We start from the raw sequence: 23860 nt of genomic DNA, 5'->3' as shown, positions 1-23860 counted from the left end.
GTGAATATTACTACATTATCAGTTTATTTGAACAGCACCAAAAAGTTACAATTAAATTTTATATATTCTTTTTATTTTAATGTTCAAAAATGCAAATTAATGTTATATAATGTTATTGACTTTGGTAGATAATTATGAAAATTTGCCTTTAAACTACATGAACATAAAAATTAAGGAAGGGGTACGCAGTTTATGGTTAAAATGAGGAAAATTGCAATGTCTGCGGCAATCTCCCTTGTACTTGCTTTTGGCTTTGGAAGTACAGGGGCATATGCAGCACCCAGTGTCACGAGAATAGACGGAGGTGCAGGGGGAAGAATAGGCACGGCGGATGAACTTGCAAAACAGCAGTTTTCATCTGCCAGTAATGTAATACTTGTAAATGGCTACAACTATGCAGATGCCGTAAGTGCAACGCCGCTTGCAAAACAGCTCGAGGCGCCCATACTACTGACAGCCGGGAGCGATGAGCTTGAAAGTGAAGTGGCTGACACCATAAAAGATCTTGGTGCAAAAAATATCTACATAATAGGGGGTACTGGTGTAGTTTCAGTTTCCATTGAGATAAGCCTCAAGACTCAGTATAAAGTAGAGCGTATTGAGGGTACGGGCGACACTACACGAATGGGTACAAATGCGGCAGTGGCAAAAAAGGTTCTGTCCATGAGCAATCAGAAGACAGGAATGCTCGTGTATGGATACAACTACCCTGATGCCCTGTCCGTGGCGGCAATTGCCGCACAGAAGGGGTATCCAGTACTGTTTTCAGGAGACACGGATGTCAGCCCTGTAATAAAAGAAGTGGCCAGCGGGCTTACGATAAAGGCTGTAGGCGGCGATGGAGTTCTGCCGGCTTCTGTTGTAAATTCCGTAAAGGGCACAAAGATAACGGGAAACACAAAGGACCGTTATGAGACAAACCTTGCAGTGCTTGATTATTTCGACAACAATGGGGGAATTGACTTCGACACGATCTATGTGGCTTTCGGCGGAAGTACCCAGCTTCAGTTTGCAGATGCGCTTTCGGCATCGGCGGCAGCGGCAAAGGATGGTTCACCACTTGTACTTTCCGGTTCTGCAGTAAATGACCCGACTATAAAGGCAAGAAATTACATTCTTTCAAAGAAGGAGAGTCCTAAAATAATAATGGTAGGGGGAACCGGGGTAATAAACTCCCAGGTTGAGAGCTATTTCAAGAATGATGATCCATTCGGGGTTATTGGTATAGAATAACAAAAAAATATGAAAAAAAATTTAAAATTTTTGGAACATCTGCTAAAGATGGCACGTCTAATAGATGTAAACAAAAAAATAGTATTATTATAAGAAATTTTTTATTAGTGTATAATTTTGCAGAAAAAGAAGGATTTTTTCAACTTGTGTAGAATAGTATATCAATGAAATAAATGCAGGTGTTGGTATATATAGCCTGTAGAATTTGAAATTCAACTATGCTATAATAAACATTAGAATTGCATTAATTATACAACTAATAGATTTTTATCAATATCATTTAATATTGTACTGAATTAGTAGAATCTGTGATATATCTATGGTATAATAATGTCTGTTTTAGGAATGGTGTCTTATTATTGGACATGTATTCAAAATTCAATAAGTATATATTTAAAATATATATATATATAATAAAAAAGAATTTTAATTAAGATTCACTTAAAATTTGAGGAGGGTATTACAATTATGAGTAAGAAATCTACAAAAGTGCTTGCAAGTGCTACACTTATGTCATTGGTTTTGACTACAGCTCTTACAACTGGACCTGCAAAAGCAGCAGCTGGTTCCGTAACAAGAGCAGGTGGAGCAGACAGATATGCAACCGCAGCACAGGTTGCTACAGAAAACTGGGCAGAAGGCAGTGAAAATGTCGTACTGGTTTCAGGACAGGGTTATGCAGATTCAGTAAGTGCATCCGTACTGGCAAAGAAATTGAACGCTCCAATTTTACTTACAACTCCAGATGAGCTTAGTGCCGATGCAAGTTCCGCATTGACAAAATTGAGTCCAAAGAATGTATATATTGTTGGAGGAACAGCTTCAATATCAGATGCAATTGAGAGCGGACTCAAGGGAACATACAGCAATGTTGAAAGACTTGGCGGAAAAGACAGATATGATACAAACCTTGCAGTAGCTCAGAAGCTGGTTGACCTTGGAGTAAGCAAGGACAATATAATAGCAGTAGCAGGAACTGGTTTCTCGGATGCACTTTCCGTAGCACCGGTTGCAGCAGCTAAAGATGAAATACTGCTTCTTACAAACAACAATGTTGCTTCCTTGAGTGCAACAACTGATTTTGCAAAGGATGCAAATGTTACCGTAGTTGGAACTACAAATGTAGTAAGCGATGCAGTATATGATGCATTGAAGGCTGACAGCAGGGTAGACGGCGGAACAGACAGATTTGAGACAAACCTCAACGTATTGAATAAATTCGACAGCGACCTGAAGACTGACAAGCTTTATGCAGCAAACGCTTCAGGACAGGGTTATGCAGATGCTCTGGTTGCTTCAGCAGTAGCCGGAAAATATTCAGCACCACTTGTACTTCTTGATACAGAAGATGCAGCAGCTACAAGCAATGCAGTAAAATATATAGGAACAAAGGCTACAAAGACAACTGACCTTCAGGTAGTTGGAGGAACTGGAGTTGTTACGGATTCTACAGTTAGTGCAATCAACAATGCAGTAAATCCAAGTAATAACAATGGTGGAGATGCGGAAGTTTCATCAATCGATACAGTAGGCTTGAACCAGATTAAGATTGTATTCAATCAGGAAGTTGATGAAGATACGGCTAAAGAAGTAGCAAATTACAAGGTTGACGGAGATGCACTTACTGATGGCGATGCCGTTGCAACTCTTCAGGATGACGATAAGACTGTTTTGATCACTCTTGCCGATGCACAGAAGCAGAATGATGATGTGGATGTAACAGTAAAGAAGGCAATACTTACTTCCGACAAGTCAGAGACAGTTCCTGAATTCACACAGACTGTAACATTCTCTGACACTACAGCTCCTACAGTTGATTCAGTCAGTGTAAGAGGAAACAACAAACTTGATATTGTATTCTCCGAAGCCGTAAAGGCAGATGGATCAGATGAAGAAGCAGCACTCAAATCAGTAGTATCCAAGCTTAAGATAAATGGAAAGAATTTGTCTTCCTTTGGAATAAATTATGATTATTCAGAATTGGATGATGGAATAAAGGCTACTGGGGAAGATTATTATTATACAGATGAAGTAGAACTGTATTTTGATTCAAAGCTTCCAACAGGAGACAATACATTAAAGGTTTCAGACGGAGATGACAATGCTCTTGAAGATGCAGCAGGATTCCCGGTTGAAGAAACTACCGAAGATTTTTCAGTTGATGATCTCAGCAGTGCACCGGAAATCAAGAGTATAGAAGCTAAAGACGATGGCACGGTTAAGGTTAACTTTGACAGACCAATGGATGCCAAGACAGCTGTAAAGAGTGGTTATTATAAAATAAATGGTAAAACTATTCCATCTGATGCTGTAGCACTCAAAGAGGATGATACCCAGGTTAAAATAACCAAGGTAAGCGGCCTGTTGAATAAAAATTCAAATACAATATCCATCAGTGATGACGTAAAAGATGCTTATGGAAATCATGTAGAGGATGATACCAATGAATCATTTACATTGGAGGAAGATACTACAAAACCTACAGTAACTTCAATTTATGCTCTTGATGATGATACTATAAGAGTTAAATTCAGCAAGGATGTAGATGCACTTTATGCTACAAATAAATCAAATTATAAATTGAAGGACAATGACGGTACTGATATAACAGGTGAGATAGATAATATTACAGTTCCTGGTGATGACAAAATTGAAGATGGAGATACTACAGATATAGTTGATATAAATGTAGGTGAAGATCTCACAGATTCACAATACACGTTGACAGTAAAGAATATTCAGGATACAGCTAAGACTCCAAATGTAATGGATGATTATACTGATACATTTGATGGCGCAGAGGATGTAAAGGCAAAGGCAGATGCATATAAAGTTGATGCCGACACAATTGTCATTGTATTCAACAAGGCAATGGATTCAAGCACACTGGATGATACAGACAGCTATGAATATGTAAATGAAAAGGGAGATACAAAGACACTTCCAAGCAGTGCGGACGTTACAGTAAATGATGACAACAAGAGTGTAACAATTGATTTGAGTGATACGTCACTTGCTACTGATGATGGTGATAAATCAGATGAAAATACTATAAAATCAATATATGCAACTGGTATCAAGGATGAGGACGGGAATTCCCTGAGCACTGGAAACAATGGTGGAACTCTTGTAGCATATGATGGTGGTACTACTGTTAAACCAACTTCATTAAGTGTTAAATATGATGGTGATGATCTTAAGGCAGATGTAAGCTTTACTCAGCCAATCGATGAAGACACTGCAGACAAGACTGATTTTACATTAAATGGACAGACTCCAAGTACCATCGGTGTAGATGGAAGCAAAGTAACTCTTACTTTCGACAGTGATGATGATGACGACAGCCGCACTGATACTTTGATAAACAAGGTAAAAGCTGGTGGTATTGAAGCAAAACTTAACATTGTAGGAGAAGTAAATGATATACTTGGCAAACCAGTAACAGCTTCTGATGTTCAGGTATATAGCTATGATGCAGCACCTAAGCTGATTATAAACAAAGACGGCAATGATGTTCAGAACTGGACAGCAACTTCTACTTCCAACGAAGCAGACATAAAGGTTGAGTTTGATACTCCAATTGAAATAAGCAGTGTTAAACCTTCAGACTTTACATTCAATGTAGGCGGAACAACTGTGGATGCTTCTTCCGCATCAGCAGATGGCAATACAGTAACATTTAAATTTACAGGCAGTGACTTCAATGATCTTAAAGCAGAAGCAACAGATAATAAGGTGAAAATTGCAGTTAAGCCAGTTACTTCTACAAAGATATCTACAAAGAAAGATCTTTCTGGAGATTATGCATACTATGTACCTACATCGGATGATACAGAGACAAATTATGTTACTTTGACACTTCAAGATGGCGGAGGAGATACTGGAGTTGCACATACTACAGCAGTAAAACCATCACTTGATGTTGGAAAGAAAACAATGATAATTGTTACTTTAACAAATACTTCTGATGATGGAAAGTATGATATCTATTATGGTGATCAGAAACTTACCAAACTTGATACAGGAGTTTACTCAATAGATATAGCTGAAGATGTAACTAAAGATGAAGCTGATACTAACATAACATTTAAATCTCTAAGTTAGGAAATTTTATCAATCTAAATAGGGCTTCAAGCCCTATTTAGATTAATAAAGAGGAGAATTATTGTGAATAAAAAATTAGTAAGCGTATCTGTTATATTATCGTGTGCATTTGCAATAACCGTGGCTATTGTATCACAGGTACAGGCAAAAGTTAAATACACTTTAATAAAGGATTCTAGTGGTATTTTATATAGATATGATTATGTTGCCCTTAAGACTGCATATGCTATGGATAAACCGTTATATACTGATTATACTTCTAGGCTTACATCAAATGGTCCTCTTGCTTACTATGATGATGTAAACAACTTTTATGTTCTTGCAAAGGACGTAAAATTAGCTTATGTAACACAACCAGGCGAATTTTCCATGGATGATTATGTAAGCAGTAGTAAAGCTAAAAATGCAAATATAGTTGATCAGATAAAACAGGTATCCACAGATTCATCAGGAAATGTAGTTGTTACAGATGCAAATGATGGAGTATCAGTTGTACATACAACAGCTGTAAAACCATCAATAGAAGTGGGAAAGAAAATAATGATAGTTGTTACTTTAACCAATACTTCCGATTATGGAAAGTATGATATCTATTATGGTGATCAGAAACTTACCAAACTCGATACAGGAGTTTATTCAATAGACATAGCTGAAGATTTAACTGCAGTTGAAGCTGATGCTAAACTAACCTTTAAGTCAACGACTACCGATGATTCGGAAGACTTTGATCTTGAAGCTATTTACTAATTTAAATAAATATGATTATGTCATTAAAACCATCCTATGCTATGAATGGTATAGACACAGCAGAACTTTAATGCACAGATTGCTACAGAGACACTGAAAACAACAGAAATGCTTTCTGTGATATATAATCAAGTAGAGAATCCAGATGGTACTATTAGTGAGATTCCTGTAGATGAAAATGATTTTGATTTAATAGATATTTACTGAATTAAATGAGGATGTCCACAGATTTGTATAAAATAGAACAGCTGAGCTAATATTTATTTGAAAATTGCTATAGGATTATGTTTCTATAGTAATTTTTATTTTATAGAAGATAATTAATAATAGTATTGTTTGATAATGCTATTATTGATTAAACAGGGGTACGAGATTTACTGTCCTATCCAAGGATGATATATGGATAGAGCTTTTCTTGCTGCATTATTAGCTGCAGAAATGCAGTGTTCATAAAGAAAGAGGCAATTTAGAAATTGGAAGATTTGTTCAAAAAATTCTATAAAATTCTATAAATAAGGAAGGATATTTAAAACTTTTGTAGAAATTAATACAAGTACACTGTATAATAATAAGTATATTGTGTAAATGTGTAAAGATATTAAATCACTTTACGATAATATTTAAAACTATTAATAGCGCATTTATGTAAAATTCATAGAAAATGGAGGGGTTATTATGCAGAAAAGGAACAGAAAACTTGTGTCGTTTTGCAGTCTTGCAACTCTGGTCATTTCAAGCTCAGTAGTTTCAACTACGGGAGTAAAAGCTGCAGACAATACTACACAGAGAATAGGAGGAGCTGACAGGTATGAAACAGCTTCCCTGATATCACAGGAGGGATGGAAGGACGGTTCCGATTATGTTGTAATTGCAAATGGACAAAATTATGCGGACAGCCTGACTGCCGCACCGCTTGCAAAAGCTAAGGATGCACCTATACTTCTGACTCAGTCGAATAATTTGGATTCAACTGTTCTTGAGGAGATAAAGAAACTTGGAGCCAAGCATTTTATAATTGTAGGTGGAGACGGTGTAGTTTCACAAGGTGTTGAAAACAAGATAAAATCAGAAATTGCATCTTCAGACGTTAAAAGGTATGGAGGAGCAGACAGATTTGAAACTTCAGTAAAAGTGGCAGAGGCAATTGGAGCTTCAGACAGCATATTTGTTGCAAATGGTTTGAAATTTCCTGATGCACTTTCAGTAGCACCTATAGCAGCTATCGAAGGTGCGCCTATAGTTCTTACACAAGATAATGAACTCCCGGATTCAGTGTCTGATTACATAAAATCTGAATCAGGTATAACAAAGTCTTATGTAGCAGGTGGAGATGGAGTAGTAAGTGATTCCATTTTGAACAGTCTTCCCGGAGGGGAAAGACTCGGTGGAACTGACAGATATGAGACAAACTCCAAGGTAATAAGAGAATTTGCAGATGAACTTGATTTCAGTAATATATTTGTTGCCAGTGATAGTAAATTCCCTGATTCACTTACAGGTTCGGCGCTTGCCGCAAAAAAGAAGAGTGCAGTTGTAATAACAGCACAGTCTGTAAGTTCTTATACTAAAGACCTGTTTAAAGATCTTCTTAACAAGAATACAAAAATTATAGCACTTGGAGGATCAGCTGTACTGCCTGATTCAGTCATATCACAGCTTAAAGATGCTATAACCAAATCACCAAGCACAGGCGGTGGTGGTGGTGGCTCATCAAGTGGTGGTGATAATTATAGTAATATCACTGATGATTTAAAGAGTGGAACAGGAATTCTTAGTAGTAAATATACAGAATATAAAAATAAGGTAAATAATACTACCTTGAGAAATAGATATTTTACCATAGATGACTTGCCTGGACAAAGTGATGATGAATATGTAAATGTAAATCTGAAAGATACTACAGAAGGAATAAATGACTTACAGGACGTATTTGCAAAAGCACAGACAAGATATGGTATTGAAGACGGTGTTATAACAGATGTTGCTAAGTTTAATCAGGATATAGAAAAGGTAAATGATAAATTGAGTACTCACTTTGGCAATATTAAAATAAATAATGACAAAACAATATTGCAATTCTTGTCAGGATTGGGCTCTCAATACTTTGACGAAGATGGAAAACTTGAACCTGATAAAATTAAAGCTGTAATTGAATCACATGCAGATGATGCAGAAGGAGCTTATAACGACTTTAAAAATGATATAGATACACAGATAGATAAGTATTTTACACAAAATCCTGAAGGAATAAAGTTGGCATCACAGACTCCTAAGATTAGTTATGAGAGTATAGATGTAACAAGGGTTGTTAAAGGAGATACCGTAATCTTTAATGCAAGCAAGAATACTGAAGATGCAGTTAAACAATTAGAAAACAATTTTGTGTTGCCAGCTTATAATAGTGATAGAAGCTATTTTACTGGAACATATAAATTATATCTGAGTGGCTCAGACTATATAGATATAAAAGTTAACCCATCAACAGCAGAAAACTAAAAAACATCAAACAGAACTCAGGTAAGCCACCTGGGTTCTATTAAATTGAAGGAGGAAAAGATGAACAGAAAAAAGATTGTTTCAAATATAATATTGAGTTTTGTAGTTGCACTTTCTTCGGCAATTGCACTTCCACAGACATCCTCTGCAGCAGCTTCAAGGCTTGGAGGGAAAGACAGATACGAAACCTCGGCTGCAGTATCAAAAAGCGGATGGACAACTTCCGACTATGTAATACTTGCAAGCGGTGAGAACTATGCAGATGCCCTCTGTGCCGCACCTCTTGCAAAGAAGCATGATGCACCGATACTTCTTACGGGAAGCAAAACCTTGAACAGCACTGTAAAGACGGAGATAAATAGACTCAAGGCAACCCACGTAATAGAAATAGGGGGAAAGGGAGCAATTTCGGATTCCATAGAAAATGAGCTGAAATCATCAATGTCTTTGAATGTAACCAGAATCGGAGGAGCCGACAGGTATGAAACCTCGGCTGCCGTCGCAAAAGAACTTGGAAGCTTTGACAAGGTGGTTCTTGCCTTCGGGCAGGGTTATGCAGATGCACTGTCCATAGCGCCTGTAGCTGCAAGTCAGGGATATCCGATATTGCTGACTTCCAGAAATGCAGTTCCAAAGGCTGTCAGCGAGTACATAACTTCAAAAAAAGCTTCCATAACAAAATCCTACATAGTGGGAGGAAATGGTGTTATAACAGACAGCTCAATTTCATCCCTTCCTGCGCCTGTCAGAATAGGGGGAAGCGACAGATATGCAACCAATGTAAATGTGATGACCTATTTCAAGTCCAGTATAAAATTTGACAAGCTATATGTAGTTAGAGGTGCAGGCCCCAAAGGAAATGAATTTGCAGATGCCCTTTCAGCTTCTTCACTGGCGGCAAAGACTTCTTCGCCTGTCATACTCACCTACAATACGCTGAGCAAAACAGTTGAAGATTTCATAAAGTCAAATGTGGGTAGTACTGCAAGTATAGTACCTGTCGGTGGAAGTGCTTCAGTTCCTGATTCACTCATATCCAGCCTCCAGAAGGTTGTGGATGAAGCAGAGGATGAGGATGAAGAGAATCCATCTACAGGTGGCGGTGGCGGGGGAGGATCATCTTCCGACAGTAATTCGCACCTGATTTCGGCCGTAAATTCAATTAAGACCATAAAAGGACTAAATAGTGCACAGCAGTCCGTAGTTGACGGAATTGTAAGTGTCGTGGACAAACATTCTTCAGATGCGGATTATGACTATCAAAATGATGCTGAAGCTGCAGAAGTAAAAAGTGAATATGAAGCACTTTCAGAAAATGATAAAAATGCATTGAAAGAAGCTATACAATCTACTGTAAGTCTTTTAGATCAGATTGCACTTGCAAGTGAATTTGGCCTATTGTAAGAATGACCATAAGAATGCCCATTTGCCTTTTTGCAGATGGGCATTTATAATACATATATTTTAGTATGAACTTTTTGTGACCTGTTTAATTTTAAATTTAATAATAATATCAAAAATGTTATAATAAAATAAAATATTGTAATTAGGAGCTGAATATGAAAAAAGCCAAATCAAAAATAGTAGCGGCACTGATTGTTATCATTATAGCGGCGGCTGTAGTATTTTTTTCACTTGTATTCTGGAATTCTTCATATAGTGTCAAGGAGTATAAATTTTCGCCGGAAGTAGTCGATAAAATAATGGGAGCTCAAAAAGACGGCGGTATCATAAAGCTTGATTCAGAAGAAGTGAATGAACTTATATCTCCACTTTTCGGGAAAAGCAGAACTTCAGGAGATATCACAGTCAAGGGAGTAAATGCAGACATTACGAATAATACTCTGAAATTCTACATACCTGTGACCTACAGGAAACTCAATTTTCTCCTGACCTCTGAAGGCAGAGCGTATTTGAAAAATGACAGGATAATATATGATCCTTCATATTCCAAGCTTGGAAAGATAAACATACCTGAGAATTATGTGCTTGGCAAACTTTCAGGAAAGCTGAATAGTAAATTGAAAGCCGAAGGAGGAGTCATAAGTATGCCCTCCAGTGTGGTTCCAATAAAGGTGGAAAGCATTGGTGTCCAGAATAAAATGCTTCTCATGGATGCAGCCAGGGGCGGCATGAGCATTGAACAGAAGTTGAAATGGTTTAAAGACACGATAGATTCTTCGGAAAATACGGGGCAGGATCAGAATGGTTCTGTCGGGAAAAATAGTGTGCAAAATTCCAGTGGAAATGGTACTTCTCAACCTGGAAAGACAGCATCTTCAGGGGAAAAGAATCAAAATTCAGGAGAAACGGCATCGGACAATGAACAGGCAGTTATATCGGAGATATTATCTGCTATAAACAGCAGGGATGAAGCTGCGCTTGTTTCTGCACAGGCCGACTACGAAAAGCTTTCCCCTGAAGGCAAAAAACGTGTGAAAGCTGCTGTAACGTCAAACCTTGACGAAGATACCCTGAAAAAAATTCAGGAAAAACTCAATTGAAAAATTTAAAGGGGGAAAATTATGGACGAAGAAATAACTCTTAATCTGAAGGACTTTTTTCATATATTGGAAAAGAGATTCAAGCTTATATTGTGCATAACAATAGGGTGCGCAATAGCAGCCGGACTGGCAAGCTTTTTTGTAATAAAACCGACCTATGAAGCAGGTTCGACTATAATTGTTGGAAAACCGAAAAGCAGTGATATAAGAACAGATAATAGTGATGTAATGATGTACCAGAATCTTGTAAAGACCTATGCACAGATTGCACAGTCAAATTCTGTTGCAAAGGAAACCCTAAACAGATTGAATGACAATCTGACGGTTGAACAGCTTCAGAAGATGGTCACTGTAACTCCGGAACAGGGTACGCAGATACTTACAATAAGGGCTGAAAGCAGGGACCCTCAGCAGGCGGTGAACATAGTAAATGCAATGTCCAATTCATTTGTGGATGAGAGCAAGAGGGTATATCCTACAGGCGGCGACATACAGATCATGGATATGCCCCAGTTTCCGAACAAGCCTGTGAAGCCTAAAAAGGCACTCAACATTGCAATTGCATTTTTCCTGGGTCTTCTGGTATCCGTAGGGCTGGCCTTTCTTCTTGAGTACTCCGACAGTACCATAAAGACGGAGGAGGATGTGGAGAGGTATCTTGATCTTCCTGTTATCGGCATAATACCAAAGATGCAGGACAATTGATCCCGTGCAAAGGAGGCAATAATAAATGATTGACATGCACATTCATCTGCTTCCTGGAATAGACGACGGTTCTAAGTCCATGGAAGAGACGGAGAAGATGCTTGAAATAATCAGGGATGACGGAATTGCAGAAGTGATAGTGACCCCTCACTTTTACAGGGGATACTATGAAAACAACCATGAAGATGTGGTGAAATTGACTGAAGAGGTAAATCGGTTGTCTGTGAACAGAGGGATTGGTGTAAAGCTATATCCAGGTCAGGAAGTATTCCTCGACAGTCATAGCATTGAGGAGTACGAAAAGGGGCATATAGCCGCTCTTGCAGGTACGGACTACATGCTTGTGGAATTTTCCATGGAAAAAATGCCCCATGGTGGATTTGACATAATATACGAGCTCAAAATAAGGGGGATAAGGCCGATAATGGCACATCCCGAGAGATACAGGTACATAATTGAAAATCCGGAGAATATAAATGAATTCATAGATGAAGGATGCCTTATACAGATAAATGCAGGAAGCATATGCGGAAAATTCGGAAGCAGGGTGAAAAAGACTGCAGATATTCTTGTGAAAAATGGAATATGCAGCTTCATAGGTTCCGATGCCCATTCAAGTTCCAGTAGAAGACCGGGTCTCAGTGAGGCCATGGAAATTGCAGGGGCAATTGATAGTAAAATTGCGAAAACAGCTGGAGACAATGCCTTAAAACTTCTTGCAAATGAACATATAGATCTGTGTTCGGGGAGAGTAAAAATCAAAAAAGGATTCTTCAGCTTTTTCAGAAAATAAAAGCGAAAATGCAAATGGAGTGAATACGATGCAGAAACCAGATCTTGTTACTATAAAAAATCCAAGAGCTCCTATTTCAGAAGCTTACAGGACATTGAGAACGAACATACAATTTTCATCTTTTGACAAGAAAATACAGACAATAATGCTTACGAGTTCGGGACCAGGAGAGGGGAAATCAACTACGGCTTCGAATCTTGCAGTTGTAATGGCTGAAAGCGGATCAAGCACGATACTCATAGATTGTGATCAGAGGAAACCAAAACTTCACAAGATATTTTTTACATCCAATCAGGCAGGGCTTTCAGATGTCCTTGCGGACAAGATTGGCTTTGAAGATGTGGTTAAGGATGTGGGAATAGAAAATCTTTCACTTCTCACATCAGGTACGAAACCACCGAACCCGGCAGAACTTCTTGGGTCGAAGAAGATGGGAAAATTCATAGAAGATTTGAAAAACAGATATGAATACATAATAATAGACACTCCGCCTATAATTGCAGTAACTGATGCACAGCTGCTGTCCAGATATGCAGATGGGTGCCTGCTTGTAGTAGCTTCATCACAGGCAGAGAGGGATGCGGCAGTAAAGGCCAAGCAGCTTCTTGAGAAGGTGAATGCAAACATACTGGGTACGGTTTTGAACAAGCTTGAGGTCAGGGAAAAGGGATACTATGGTTACTATTACTCATATTATGATGAAGATGGCAACAAGCATAAAAAGAGGAAAAAAAGAAAATAGTTCGAAGATATGCTTAGTGAGAACATAATAAACTCTAAAATATGTAATTTTCCTTTATTTTATCGGCTATTTTGTTAGAATATGCGGTTTTGACATTGTAAAATAAAGTAATTGGTATTATAATGGAAAACAAAGATGTTGAAATAGGGGGGAGATTATTTTGACTGAACTGCAGGAAACACCTTTGCATGTGGGTGAATATGAATATGATGTAGACAAGTACAGAAAAAGCAGGGCTTACTATTTTATCAAAAGAATGATGGATATTATATGTTCTCTTATGGGAATAATTATTTTTTCTCCGATTATGATTGGTATTGCTGCAGCAATAAAACTGGATTCGAAAGGGCCGGCAATATTTTCACAGGAGAGAGTTGGGAAAAATGGGAAACTGTTTAAAATGTACAAGTTCAGATCCATGGTTTCTGGAGCTGAAGAATTACTGGACAAGCTTAAGGATAAAAATGAGATGACAGGTCCCACGTTCAAAATGAAAGAAGATCCTAGGGTTACAAAAGTCGGAAAGTTTATAAGAAAAACAAGTCTTGACGAACTTCCACAGCTGTTCAATGTGATCAGGGGAGAAATGTCCCTTGTGGGACCGAGACCCAATCTTCCAAGGGAGGTTGTAAAATTTACCGGTTACCAGAAAATGAAACTTATTGTGAAACCTGGACTGACATGTTATTGGCAGGTTATGGGGAGAAGCAATATAGACTTTGATGAGTGGATGAAGCTTGATATCAGGTACATAGAAGAGAGAAGTACATTTCTGGATTTGAAACTAGTGTTCAAAACTTTTTCGGTGTTTCTTGGAGATGACGGGGCAAGATAGAATGGAGTGTTTTTATGCTGTGTGCGCTTATAATGGCAGGTGGGAAAGGTGAAAGGTTCTGGCCGCTTTCAACTGACGAGAAGCCAAAGCAGTTTTTGAAACTGCTTGGTGAAAAGACAATGATACAGATGACAGTGGAAAGACTTCTTTCGCTTATACCAGTAGATAGAATATTCGTGGTGACTGCGAGAAGATATGTGGATCTTGTGAAAAAACAGCTTCCGGATTTGCCGGAGGACAATATAATAGTCGAGCCCGTTGGAAGAAATACAGCACCATGTATAGCACTTTCAGCTTTTTATATACAAAAAAGGTACAGTAATGCATCAATTGTGGTACTCCCATCTGACCATCTGGTAGTTGATCCGTATGAATTCAGGGATACAATAAATTACGGATATGAATTTATAAAATCAAAGGAAGATGGAATAGTCACACTGGGAATGAAACCTGACAGACCCGAAACAGGATATGGGTATATCCAATTTGCATTTAATAATGGGCAATGCATAATTGATGATGAGGCTGCAGTTACCAAGGAACACTTCAGTGTTTTCAGAGTTCAGAGATTTGTGGAAAAGCCTGATGAAGATACGGCAAGGAAATATGTTAAAGAGGGAAATTTTCTCTGGAACGGCGGTATGTTCATCTGGAAATGCAGTACAATAATAAAGCTTACAAAGATGTATCTTCATAATACATACAGAATTTTGAAGGATATATTTGAGACAGACAGCGAAAATTTTGACAGTGCACTGGAAGAAAAGTATCCACAGGTTGATAATATTTCTGTAGACTACGGCATAATGGAAAAGGCGGAGAATATATATGTGATCCCATCGGATTTTGGATGGGATGACATAGGAACATGGTATGCAGTGGAGAGATACAGGGAAAAGGACTGCAATGATAATGTGTGCATAGGCAATATAAAGAGCTTTGGAAGCAGCAACAATATTGTATATTCCAAGGACAAACCAATTGTAGTTGTAGGACTTGACGATGTATTTGTCGTAGAAAGTGATGATATAATTTTTGTAGGAAAGAAAAAGGATATTGACAGGATTAAAGAGATAAAGAGGAATGTTGTAAATTAAAAATTAGATTTGTACAAATGTCTTAATAATTTATCTTAGAGAGTGGTATATATTATGAAAAAGGTAGTATTTATAACGACTAGGGCTATATATCCAATGACAGGCGGTAGAGAAGTTGTTCTTTATAATTATTGTAAGGGTTTAAAAGAAATATTTGGTTGTGAAGTTAACCTGATTAGTTTTATTGATGATAAAAATTATGATCTAACGCCGAAGTTTATTAATAAACAATATATAGTACAACAGCCAGGTAAATTAGAAAAAGTGAGTAATATTATAATGAAAAGTATGTTTTCAAAAGTGTGGCCATTGCAGGTTTCAATATATTATTCAAAAAGTACACAAAAACATATTTCTAATATTATAAGTAAAATTAATCCAGACATTTTAATATGTGACATGGCTAGAACTGCTGAGTATGTAAAAAATATAAATAATTTTAAGGGGAAAAAAATATTAGATATGGATGATTTATTGTCAAAGAGATATTATAGACAAGCAAAAAGTTTGAATAATTCTGGCAATATTTTGGGGCAATACGAAAAAAAAATACCTGCATTTTTAAGAAAAGTCTTTGATGGGAAATTTATTGGCAAGAAACTTTTGGAGACAGAAGCAAAATTATTGCAAAAATATGAAATGCAGGTTTGTGGAGAGTTTGATAATATAATATTTGTTTCACCTATAGAGGCAGCTGAATTAAATGAAAAGATAAAAATTAATAAGGCCTTTGATGTAACTATTGGTGTGGATTATGATTATTATTCCAAGAATGTTTCTAATAATAAGAATAAAAATTTAATAGGATTTTTAGGAAATATGTATGTACCTCATAATAGAGATGCAGTAGATTATTTTTTGAAAGATATTTTTCCATTAGTAAAGAATGAAATCCCAGATTCTAGGTTTAGAATTATAGGAAAATGCAATGAAGAATACAAATTTAAATTCAAAGATATAAAAGATATTGAAGTTACAGGAGAAGTAGATGATATAAGAAAATATGTTCAAGAATGTGAAGTTATAGTAGCACCGTTGCTTTATGGTTCTGGTATTAAAACTAAGGTTCTAGAGAGTATGGCTATGGGTGTGCCGGTAGTTACAAATAATATTGGTGCGGAAGGTATAAAGGCTAAAAATAATATAGATATCTTAATTAAAAATAATATAGATGATTTTTCGGATGCTATAGTCAAATTATTAAAAGATGAAGAATTTAAGCAATATGTTATTTTAAATAGTAAAAGAAACATATTAGAAAATTATATATGGGAAAATACTTTAAATAATTTTAAGAAAATATTTTAATTGTTTCTGATGATAGTATGAAAATTAGTTTGAAAGTGATGAGTAATATGAAAATATTAGTTGACTTGAGAAAATTATCACAAAATCCTAGTGGAATAGGTATCTATATTTATAATTTTGTTAAAGGACTGATGAAATATAAAGAATTGGATATATTTGGAGTCACGGATGTTTTGTTGAGTGATGAAATTATTGAACTTAATAACAAGGGACTTAAAATTATATCTTATAATAGGAAAGTTGATAAAAATATAGAAGTATTTAAATATTTTGATTTTATAGATAATGTTATAAAAAGAGAAAATCCCGAAATTTTCTGGGAGCCTAATCAAATAGTATCTAAAAATCTGAAAAAAAATAATCCAAAAATAAAAGTTATGATAACTATACATGATATATTTCCTATAACAACACCTGAATATTATAGTTTGAAATATAGACTTTATTTTAAGTATTTTTTAAAAAAGAGTATAAATAATTGTGATTATATAATATATGTATCAAACTTTACTAAAAATCAAACTAACCAATACTTTAAAGAATCATTGAATAAAAAGGATTTTGTTTCTTATAATATAGTAGATAAGCCTAAATATAGGTTTAGATTTGATGATGGTAATTATTTTTTATATATTGGAAATATAGAAAAGAGAAAAGGAGTTCATGTTTTACTTGAGTCCTATAAAAAATATATAGATGATGGTGGAGATAAACTATTAAAAATTGCAGGGAGTATACGAGATAAGAAAATTGAAAATAGAATGAATGATTTAATAGAAAAATATCCTAATAAAATAGAGTATTTAGGATATATAAATGATGAAATTAAGTGGAAACTTTTATATAAATGTTCAGCTTTTATTTTTCCGTCTTATGCTGAAGGATTTGGCATACCGCCAGTTGAGGCATTGATTATAGGAAAACCAGTAATATTGAGTAATTTGGATGTATTTAAGGAAATTTGCGGTTTAAATAATAATTATTTTAGTTTAAATAATGATTTGATTGATACATATAAAAACTTAGAGCTTAAAATGAAAGACTTTTTTAATTTAGAATATAAAGGTGTAATAAAATTAGAAAAAAAATATGAGCTAGAATATTTAAGTGATAAATTTAAATCATTTATTTGGAGGAAACAAATTTAATGTCATTATTGTCGGTATCAACAAAAGAAAAAAATATGATAAAGTCACATTTTACTATTGACAAATTATTAATTGATATATCTATTTTATTAATAGGATTTGATTCATTACCTATTATGCAGTCGAGAATGTATAGACCTATTAGTGTTATATTTTTAATAATTCCTTTAACGATATCTCTGATTAATTTTAGATTATATAAAAATACTTTATGGTTACTTATTTTTGACATGTATGCTTTTATTATGTCGATAATAATTTCTAATTTCAAATATAATGATTTTAGTGGTGTGAAGCAATCATTTCCACCACTAATTTTAGGAACACTTATTTTTATTTGTTTTAAATTTTATTTTAATCAAGAGTCTATAAAGTGTAAGAATAATGATGAATATGTTAAAAAATTTTTTAGTATATTTTGTAGAGGATATATATTAATTTATATAATAGGCTTAATTCAAATATTATCTATATTGCATGTGTTACCTATTGATGTATTGGCTAATATGAATTCTTTTTTTGGGGGTATTGGGAGAACTGATAGAATATCATTAGCAAGTGCAGAACCATCTTGGGCTGGTTTACAGCTTTTGTTTTCTATACCTATTTTTTATTATATGAAAAAAGTAGACAGTAAATATAAAAAGTGGTTTTATATAGGGTTAGTTTTGTTTATATTTTGTTTTTCCTTACAATCAATTATTTCTTTGTTTTTTTCTTTTATGTTGTATTTTATAATTAAATATAAAAAAAATTGTATAAAGCTTATTCTTAAGATAGTATTATATACTATAATGTTTGTATTCTTATTTGAAATAATATTTTTTGTAGCTAAAAGTATATTCGGTACAGGATATTATTTTATGCAAAGAATAGAGAATATATCACTAATTAGAAATAATTTTTATAGTTATTTATTAAGTGATGGTTCACTATATGTTAGAATAATATTTCCTATTATTGGACTGCTAATTTTTGTGAAAAATCCATTAGTTGGTATAGGGTTGGGGAATTATAGGTTTGAATTTACTAATATTATTTTATCAAAATTTCCAGAGGCAACTAATTTTAGTGAAGTTTTAAGTTATATTAATGCAGGATTTACTACTCCTAAGTCTTTATATATAAAAATATTATGTGAATGTGGTATTATTGGTTTTATCATATTTTCTATTTTTATATTTAATATATTAAGAAAAGTATTAAAAGCTAAATTTAAATTATTTAATAAAAATATAATTTTATTTTTTACTTGTAGTTTATTATCAATAATGTTACAGTTTGATACTATGGCGTATTTGAATTTTTGGATAGGATTAGCTTTTATAGATAGTTTAAAAATAAAATATAATTCTATTTGAGCATTGTATAACATTATGATTTTAATAATATTTGAAACTAATACAGTAAGCTGTTTTACTTTAGTTATAAGAATTGATCCAATATGTTTATTGTAATTAAAGAATAAATAAGATCCAGCCTTTCTTAGAAGTTAAATTATTTTATAACTACTTTGATTTTTATATTAAATAAGGTAGCTTTTAAAAAAATATTGTGAATCTGACCTGTACTCGAATTGATGAACACATATGAGTTAGCTATAATAATCATATGGAGGAGATAAGAAATGTCAGGTAATGGTAAGAGTTATAATACAGAATTCAGAGCAGATGCTATAAGGCTTGTAGAAGAAGGTAGATCTGTAAACAGTGTGGCAAATGATTTAGGTATAAATGAGAAAACCTTGAGAAATTGGTTAAATAGAAAAAAGAAGAAAGAAGATCCTGCAAAATCCAAGATAGATGAACTTAAACATAAACTTAGAGAAAAACAGAAAAAAATCAATGAGCTTGAGGAGTCAGTTGATATATTAAAAAATCTGCCGCCATCTTTGTCCAGGACAACCGAAGGTAATCTATAAATTTATAAAAAGTCAGCGCGGCATACATTCGGTTACAAAGATGTGCAAATTATTTAATGTGTCACGCAGTGGATATTACTTATGGAACAGTCCTTTAAAGAGTAAGATAAAAGCTAAAAATAAGCAGATACTGAAAATAGCAAGAAACAGTTATTTTAAGAACCGTGGAATTTGTGGACTTGACAAGCTTCTCTGTGACGTAAGAGAGAAATTTCCACATTGCAGCAGACAGAGACTTTACAGGATTCAAAAAGAAAATAAACTTTATTCCATAAGGAAAAGAAAATTCAAGGCAACTACATACTCAGATCATAAACTGCCAGTAGCTGAAAATCTGTTAAATCAAAATTTTAAAGTTGAAAATCCAAATTCCGTATGGGTAACTGACATTAGTTATATTGGTACACACGAAGGGTGGTTATACCTTGCAACTGTAAAAGATATATGTACAAAGGAATAGTAGGATGGTCAACAGCAGATAATATGAAGACATCACTGTGTGTAAATGCACTTAAAAATGCTGTAAAAAGGTACAGACCTGCACCAGGATTGATACATCACTCAGACAGGGGGATACAATACTGCAACAGAAATATCAGGAATTCTTAAAAACAAATAAAATAATATGCAGTATGAGCCGTAAAGGTAACTGTTATGATAATGCATGTGCTGAAACATTCTTCAGCACCATAAAGTGTGAATTGCTCTATCAGAAAGAATACAAAATACGGGAAGAGGCAAGGCCGTGATATATTCTGGTATATTGAAATATACTACAATAACCAGAGGAGGAATCAGGCAATTGGCTATAAGATACCATCTCAGTTCAGAAAAGGACTTAATATTTTAATGGCATCATAATTGATTTTATGAAAAATAATATAGTCAATAATAACAATAGTAATTATGCGATATTGAGAGAATTTCTAACTCTGTGGTGTCCACTTTTTCGAGAAAAGCTCATATTTTAATATACAAGATTAGTTTATAGTATTGATTATGTTTTTAATTTTGGCATATTTAAGTGATATCCATTTAGTGTATAAATATATTATATTTTAATATAAAAAAGGATTGGTTTTAATGATGTTAGTATACATAATTTTAGTAAATTATAATGGATATAAAGATACAATAGAATGTGTAAATAGCTTAAAGAAAATAAATTATAAAAATTATAAAATAATAATAGTCGATAATGCTTCTTCTGATGATTCATTGAATATATTGAGACAAAAAACGAATAATTCTATAATCATAGAATCAAAGAAAAATTTAGGATTTGCAGGAGGAAATAATTTAGGCATTAAATATGCATTGAATCATGATGCCGATTATATAATGCTTTTAAATAATGATACATTAGTAAAAATTGATTTTTTAGATAATATGATTAATTCATTTAATAAGAATAATAAAGTAGGATTAGTTGGATGTAAAATAATGTATCATCCCAAGAAGAGTATAATCTGGTATGGTGGAGGATATATTGATTGGTTTAAATTTATTGGAGCTCACTATGGAATGAGACAAATTGATAATGGACAGTGTGATGATGAAAAGGAAATAGATTTTATGACTGGATGTTGTATGCTTATTAAAAGAGAAGTTTTTGAAAAAGTAGGGCTTTTATCAGAAGATTATTTTATGTATTTTGAGGATGTAGATTTTTGTGTAAAAGTTAGAAATGGTGGATATAAGATATGGTATAATCCAAAAGCTATAATTTATCATAAGGTTGGATTATCTTCAGGTGGTGAAGAGTCACCATTTTCTATTAAATGGTGTACTAGAAATAGACTTCTGTTTATGAATAAATATAAGGAGAATATTTCTGGTTTCATGTTTATGCTGTCAAAAAAATTTTTTTATACAACTAGATTTATTAGATGCCTTCAATATATTTTTAAAAATAAAAAAGACCAATCCAAAGCTATTATGGATGGTATTAAAAGTTATAAAAAATATATTAGGTATTAAGATAAATATTTTAGTTAAAAAGTGGTGATGAAATTGAAAATAAATTTTATAATTCCTTTTACAGGTAAAACAGGAGGAATAAAAATAATATTTGAATATGCCAACAGATTAAGTGAATGTGGACATGATATTGTTATTTATGTTCCCATGAGAGCTTATAGGTTTAATAATAAGGGCATTATAGGCAAACTTAAAACTATAAAATCAAGTATTGGAAATACTTTCAAAAGGGGCACCAAGGTGGATTGGTTCAGATTAAATGTACCTGTAAAACTTGTTCCTAAAATAAATAATAAATATATAAGAGATGCTGATGTTGTAATTGCCACTGCATGGCCAACAGCTTATGATATATATAATTTAGATGATATGAAAGGTAAAAAATATTATTTCATACAACATTATGAAATATGGAGTGGAAAAAAAGAAGAAGTTGATAATACATATAAATTGCCACTTAAACAGATTGTTATAGCACAATGGTTAAAAGATTTAATGAAAAACAAATTCAAAAAAAGTAATGTTGATATAGCTTATAATGGTATAGATTTTAATGAATTTTATAACAATAGAAAGAATTTTAATAATAATATTATATCTATGATGTATAGTAGACAAGATTGGAAAGGATATAAAGAAGGATTAAAGGCTTTTGAAGGGATTAGAGATAGATATCCTAATTTAAAATTAATATTATTTGGTATGGAAAAAGGTGATGATATTCCTGATTATGCTGATTTTTATTTAAATCCTTCAAAAGAAGAATTAAGACAAATATATAGTGCCTCTGATATTTTTATATTCCCTAGTAAATTTGAGGGGTGGGGATTAACTCCCCTAGAAGCTATGGCATGTAAATGTGCTGTAGTAGGAACAAGGGTAGGATGTTTTGATGAAATAGGCATACATAGTCAAAATGTTATGCTTTCGGAACCTAATGATACAGATACTATGGAATATAATATTCAACAATTATTGGATGATAAACAACTTTTAAGAAATATATCTGAAGCAGGGTATAAAAGTGTTCTTAAATTTGACTGGAATAAAAGTGTTGAAAATTTTGAAAAAATATTAAGAAGATAGATAGTTTAATATTTCAGAAAAAGGTGAGTTATATGAAAAAAGTTGGTATTATTACTATAACACATGGAACTAATTATGGGAATCGTCTGCAAAATTTTGCAACTCAGAAGGTTATGGAAGATTTAGGATTTAATGCGGAAACTATATATAATTTTTATGGAAACTTATCAAATAAAGAATTAATTTATAGAAAATTTAAGAAAGTAATAAAATATATATTTTTAAGTTATCTTAATTTAATTAATAAATTTATTAGTATAAAAAATAAAAAGTGGTATAAATTATATGCAAAGTTAAAGAGAAATCAAACATTTACTAAATTTAATTCTAAATACATTAAATTTAGTAAATTTCAAACATCAGGTACTAAAATACCGTTAGAATTAAATTCTAATTATGATTATTTTGTATGTGGAAGTGATCAAATATGGAATCCATATCATTCACAATCAGCTAATCTATATTTTTTGACATTTACTGATTATGGAAAGAGTATTGCATTTTCTCCAAGTTTAGGAGTTAATGATTTTCCAAATAAAATGAAACAATCATATATTAAATGGCTTAGTCAAATTAAATATTTATCAGTTAGAGAAAAGGCTGGAGCTGATATTATAAACCAATTAACGGGAAGAAATGTAGAAGTATTAGTTGATCCAACATTACTATTGGATAAAAATGAATGGTTGGAAATTTCACGTAAGGCATTATGTAAGCCAAAAAATAAATATATCCTAGTATATTTTTTAGGTAATAAAGAAAAAAATTATATTAATAGAATAAAAAATATTGCCCAAAAAAATAATATGGGAATTTTTAATTTGCTTGATATTAATGATGTTGAGAAGTATTCAATTGATCCAAGTGAATTTATTGATTTAATCAAGGATGCTTCGTTGGTATGTACTGATTCATTTCATGGTACTGTTTTTTCTATAATAATGAAAGTACCTTTCATAGTTTTTGAGAGAAAAAGCAAAGAAGTTTCTATGAATTCTAGGATAGAAACATTACTTTCATTATTTAATTTAAATTCCAGATTGGATAAAAATGTAACTTCCGATAAACAAATATTTAATGTTAATTATGAAAATGTTGATTCTATATTAAAAATAGAAAAATTAAAGTCAATACAATATTTAAAAGATGCTATAATGTAGA

General features: G+C 33.3%; 17 protein-coding genes and 1 pseudogene. All 18 read left to right on the top strand.

The features are described 5' to 3' along the window. Positions 1-192 precede the first annotated feature (192 nt). The 18 genes and pseudogenes from LKE46_RS12415 (at position 193) to LKE46_RS12330 (ending at position 23859) form a co-directional block, all read left to right on the top strand. A complete protein-coding gene (locus tag LKE46_RS12415; protein WP_291722742.1) occupies positions 193-1233 on the top strand; it encodes a cell wall-binding repeat-containing protein in 1041 nt (346 codons plus the stop codon). Positions 1234-1701: 468 nt separating this feature from the next. After that, positions 1702-5337 (top strand): cell wall-binding repeat-containing protein, encoded by a 3636-nt coding sequence (locus LKE46_RS12410; RefSeq protein WP_291722738.1) that lies wholly within the window; start codon positions 1702-1704, stop codon positions 5335-5337. 63 nt (positions 5338-5400) lie between these two features. Then, positions 5401-6084, top strand: coding sequence for a hypothetical protein (locus LKE46_RS12405; protein ID WP_291722735.1), 684 nt, complete (start codon positions 5401-5403; stop codon positions 6082-6084). A 675-nt stretch (positions 6085-6759) separates the two neighbouring features. Further along, a complete protein-coding gene (locus tag LKE46_RS12400; protein ID WP_291722732.1) occupies positions 6760-8580 on the top strand; it encodes a cell wall-binding repeat-containing protein in 1821 nt (606 codons plus the stop codon). Positions 8581-8640: 60 nt separating this feature from the next. After that, on the top strand, positions 8641-9984 hold the full coding sequence (locus LKE46_RS12395; protein ID WP_291722730.1) for a cell wall-binding repeat-containing protein: 1344 nt from the start codon (positions 8641-8643) through the stop codon (positions 9982-9984). Positions 9985-10139: 155 nt separating this feature from the next. After that, positions 10140-11084, top strand: a complete 945-nt coding sequence (locus LKE46_RS12390) for a hypothetical protein (RefSeq protein WP_291722727.1) — start codon at positions 10140-10142, stop codon at positions 11082-11084. A 21-nt stretch (positions 11085-11105) separates the two neighbouring features. Beyond that, a complete protein-coding gene (locus LKE46_RS12385; RefSeq protein ID WP_291722724.1) occupies positions 11106-11789 on the top strand; it encodes a YveK family protein in 684 nt (227 codons plus the stop codon). A 25-nt stretch (positions 11790-11814) separates the two neighbouring features. Next, positions 11815-12582 (top strand): tyrosine-protein phosphatase, encoded by a 768-nt coding sequence (locus LKE46_RS12380; RefSeq protein WP_291722721.1) that lies wholly within the window; start codon positions 11815-11817, stop codon positions 12580-12582. A gap of 28 nt (positions 12583-12610) precedes the next feature. Then, positions 12611-13324, top strand: a complete 714-nt coding sequence (locus LKE46_RS12375) for a CpsD/CapB family tyrosine-protein kinase (RefSeq protein ID WP_291722718.1) — start codon at positions 12611-12613, stop codon at positions 13322-13324. 184 nt (positions 13325-13508) lie between these two features. Continuing rightward, complete coding sequence (locus LKE46_RS12370) at positions 13509-14159, top strand: sugar transferase (protein ID WP_434735218.1); 651 nt, start codon at positions 13509-13511, stop codon at positions 14157-14159. 14 nt (positions 14160-14173) lie between these two features. Then, positions 14174-15256, top strand: coding sequence for a mannose-1-phosphate guanylyltransferase (locus LKE46_RS12365; protein WP_291722714.1), 1083 nt, complete (start codon positions 14174-14176; stop codon positions 15254-15256). Between the two features lie 54 nt (positions 15257-15310). Further along, positions 15311-16564, top strand: a complete 1254-nt coding sequence (locus LKE46_RS12360; protein ID WP_291722711.1) for a glycosyltransferase — start codon at positions 15311-15313, stop codon at positions 16562-16564. Positions 16565-16581: 17 nt separating this feature from the next. After that, positions 16582-17712: a glycosyltransferase family 4 protein gene (locus LKE46_RS12355; protein WP_291722709.1), complete on the top strand. Its 1131-nt coding sequence runs from the start codon at positions 16582-16584 to the stop codon at positions 17710-17712. After that, positions 17712-19073 (top strand): O-antigen ligase family protein, encoded by a 1362-nt coding sequence (locus LKE46_RS12350; RefSeq protein WP_291722706.1) that lies wholly within the window; start codon positions 17712-17714, stop codon positions 19071-19073. Before LKE46_RS12355 ends, LKE46_RS12350 begins: the two co-directional genes overlap by 1 nt. A 266-nt stretch (positions 19074-19339) precedes the next feature. After that, positions 19340-20494 (top strand): annotated as a pseudogene (locus LKE46_RS12345) (IS3 family transposase). Positions 20495-20716: 222 nt separating this feature from the next. After that, the gene (locus LKE46_RS12340; protein ID WP_291722704.1) at positions 20717-21613 is read left to right on the top strand and encodes a glycosyltransferase family 2 protein; all 897 of its coding nucleotides are present in this window, start codon (positions 20717-20719) and stop codon (positions 21611-21613) included. A 33-nt stretch (positions 21614-21646) separates the two neighbouring features. Then, the gene (locus tag LKE46_RS12335; RefSeq protein ID WP_291722701.1) at positions 21647-22699 is read left to right on the top strand and encodes a glycosyltransferase family 4 protein; all 1053 of its coding nucleotides are present in this window, start codon (positions 21647-21649) and stop codon (positions 22697-22699) included. A 32-nt stretch (positions 22700-22731) separates the two neighbouring features. Further along, a complete protein-coding gene (locus tag LKE46_RS12330; RefSeq protein ID WP_291722699.1) occupies positions 22732-23859 on the top strand; it encodes a polysaccharide pyruvyl transferase family protein in 1128 nt (375 codons plus the stop codon). Position 23860: the final 1 nt, after the last annotated feature.

The sequence above is a fragment of the Clostridium sp. genome, from assembly GCF_022482905.1.
In the GTDB taxonomy this organism is placed as follows: Bacteria; Bacillota; Clostridia; order Clostridiales; family Clostridiaceae; genus Clostridium_B.
This window is presented reverse-complemented; position numbering and strand designations above follow the sequence as displayed.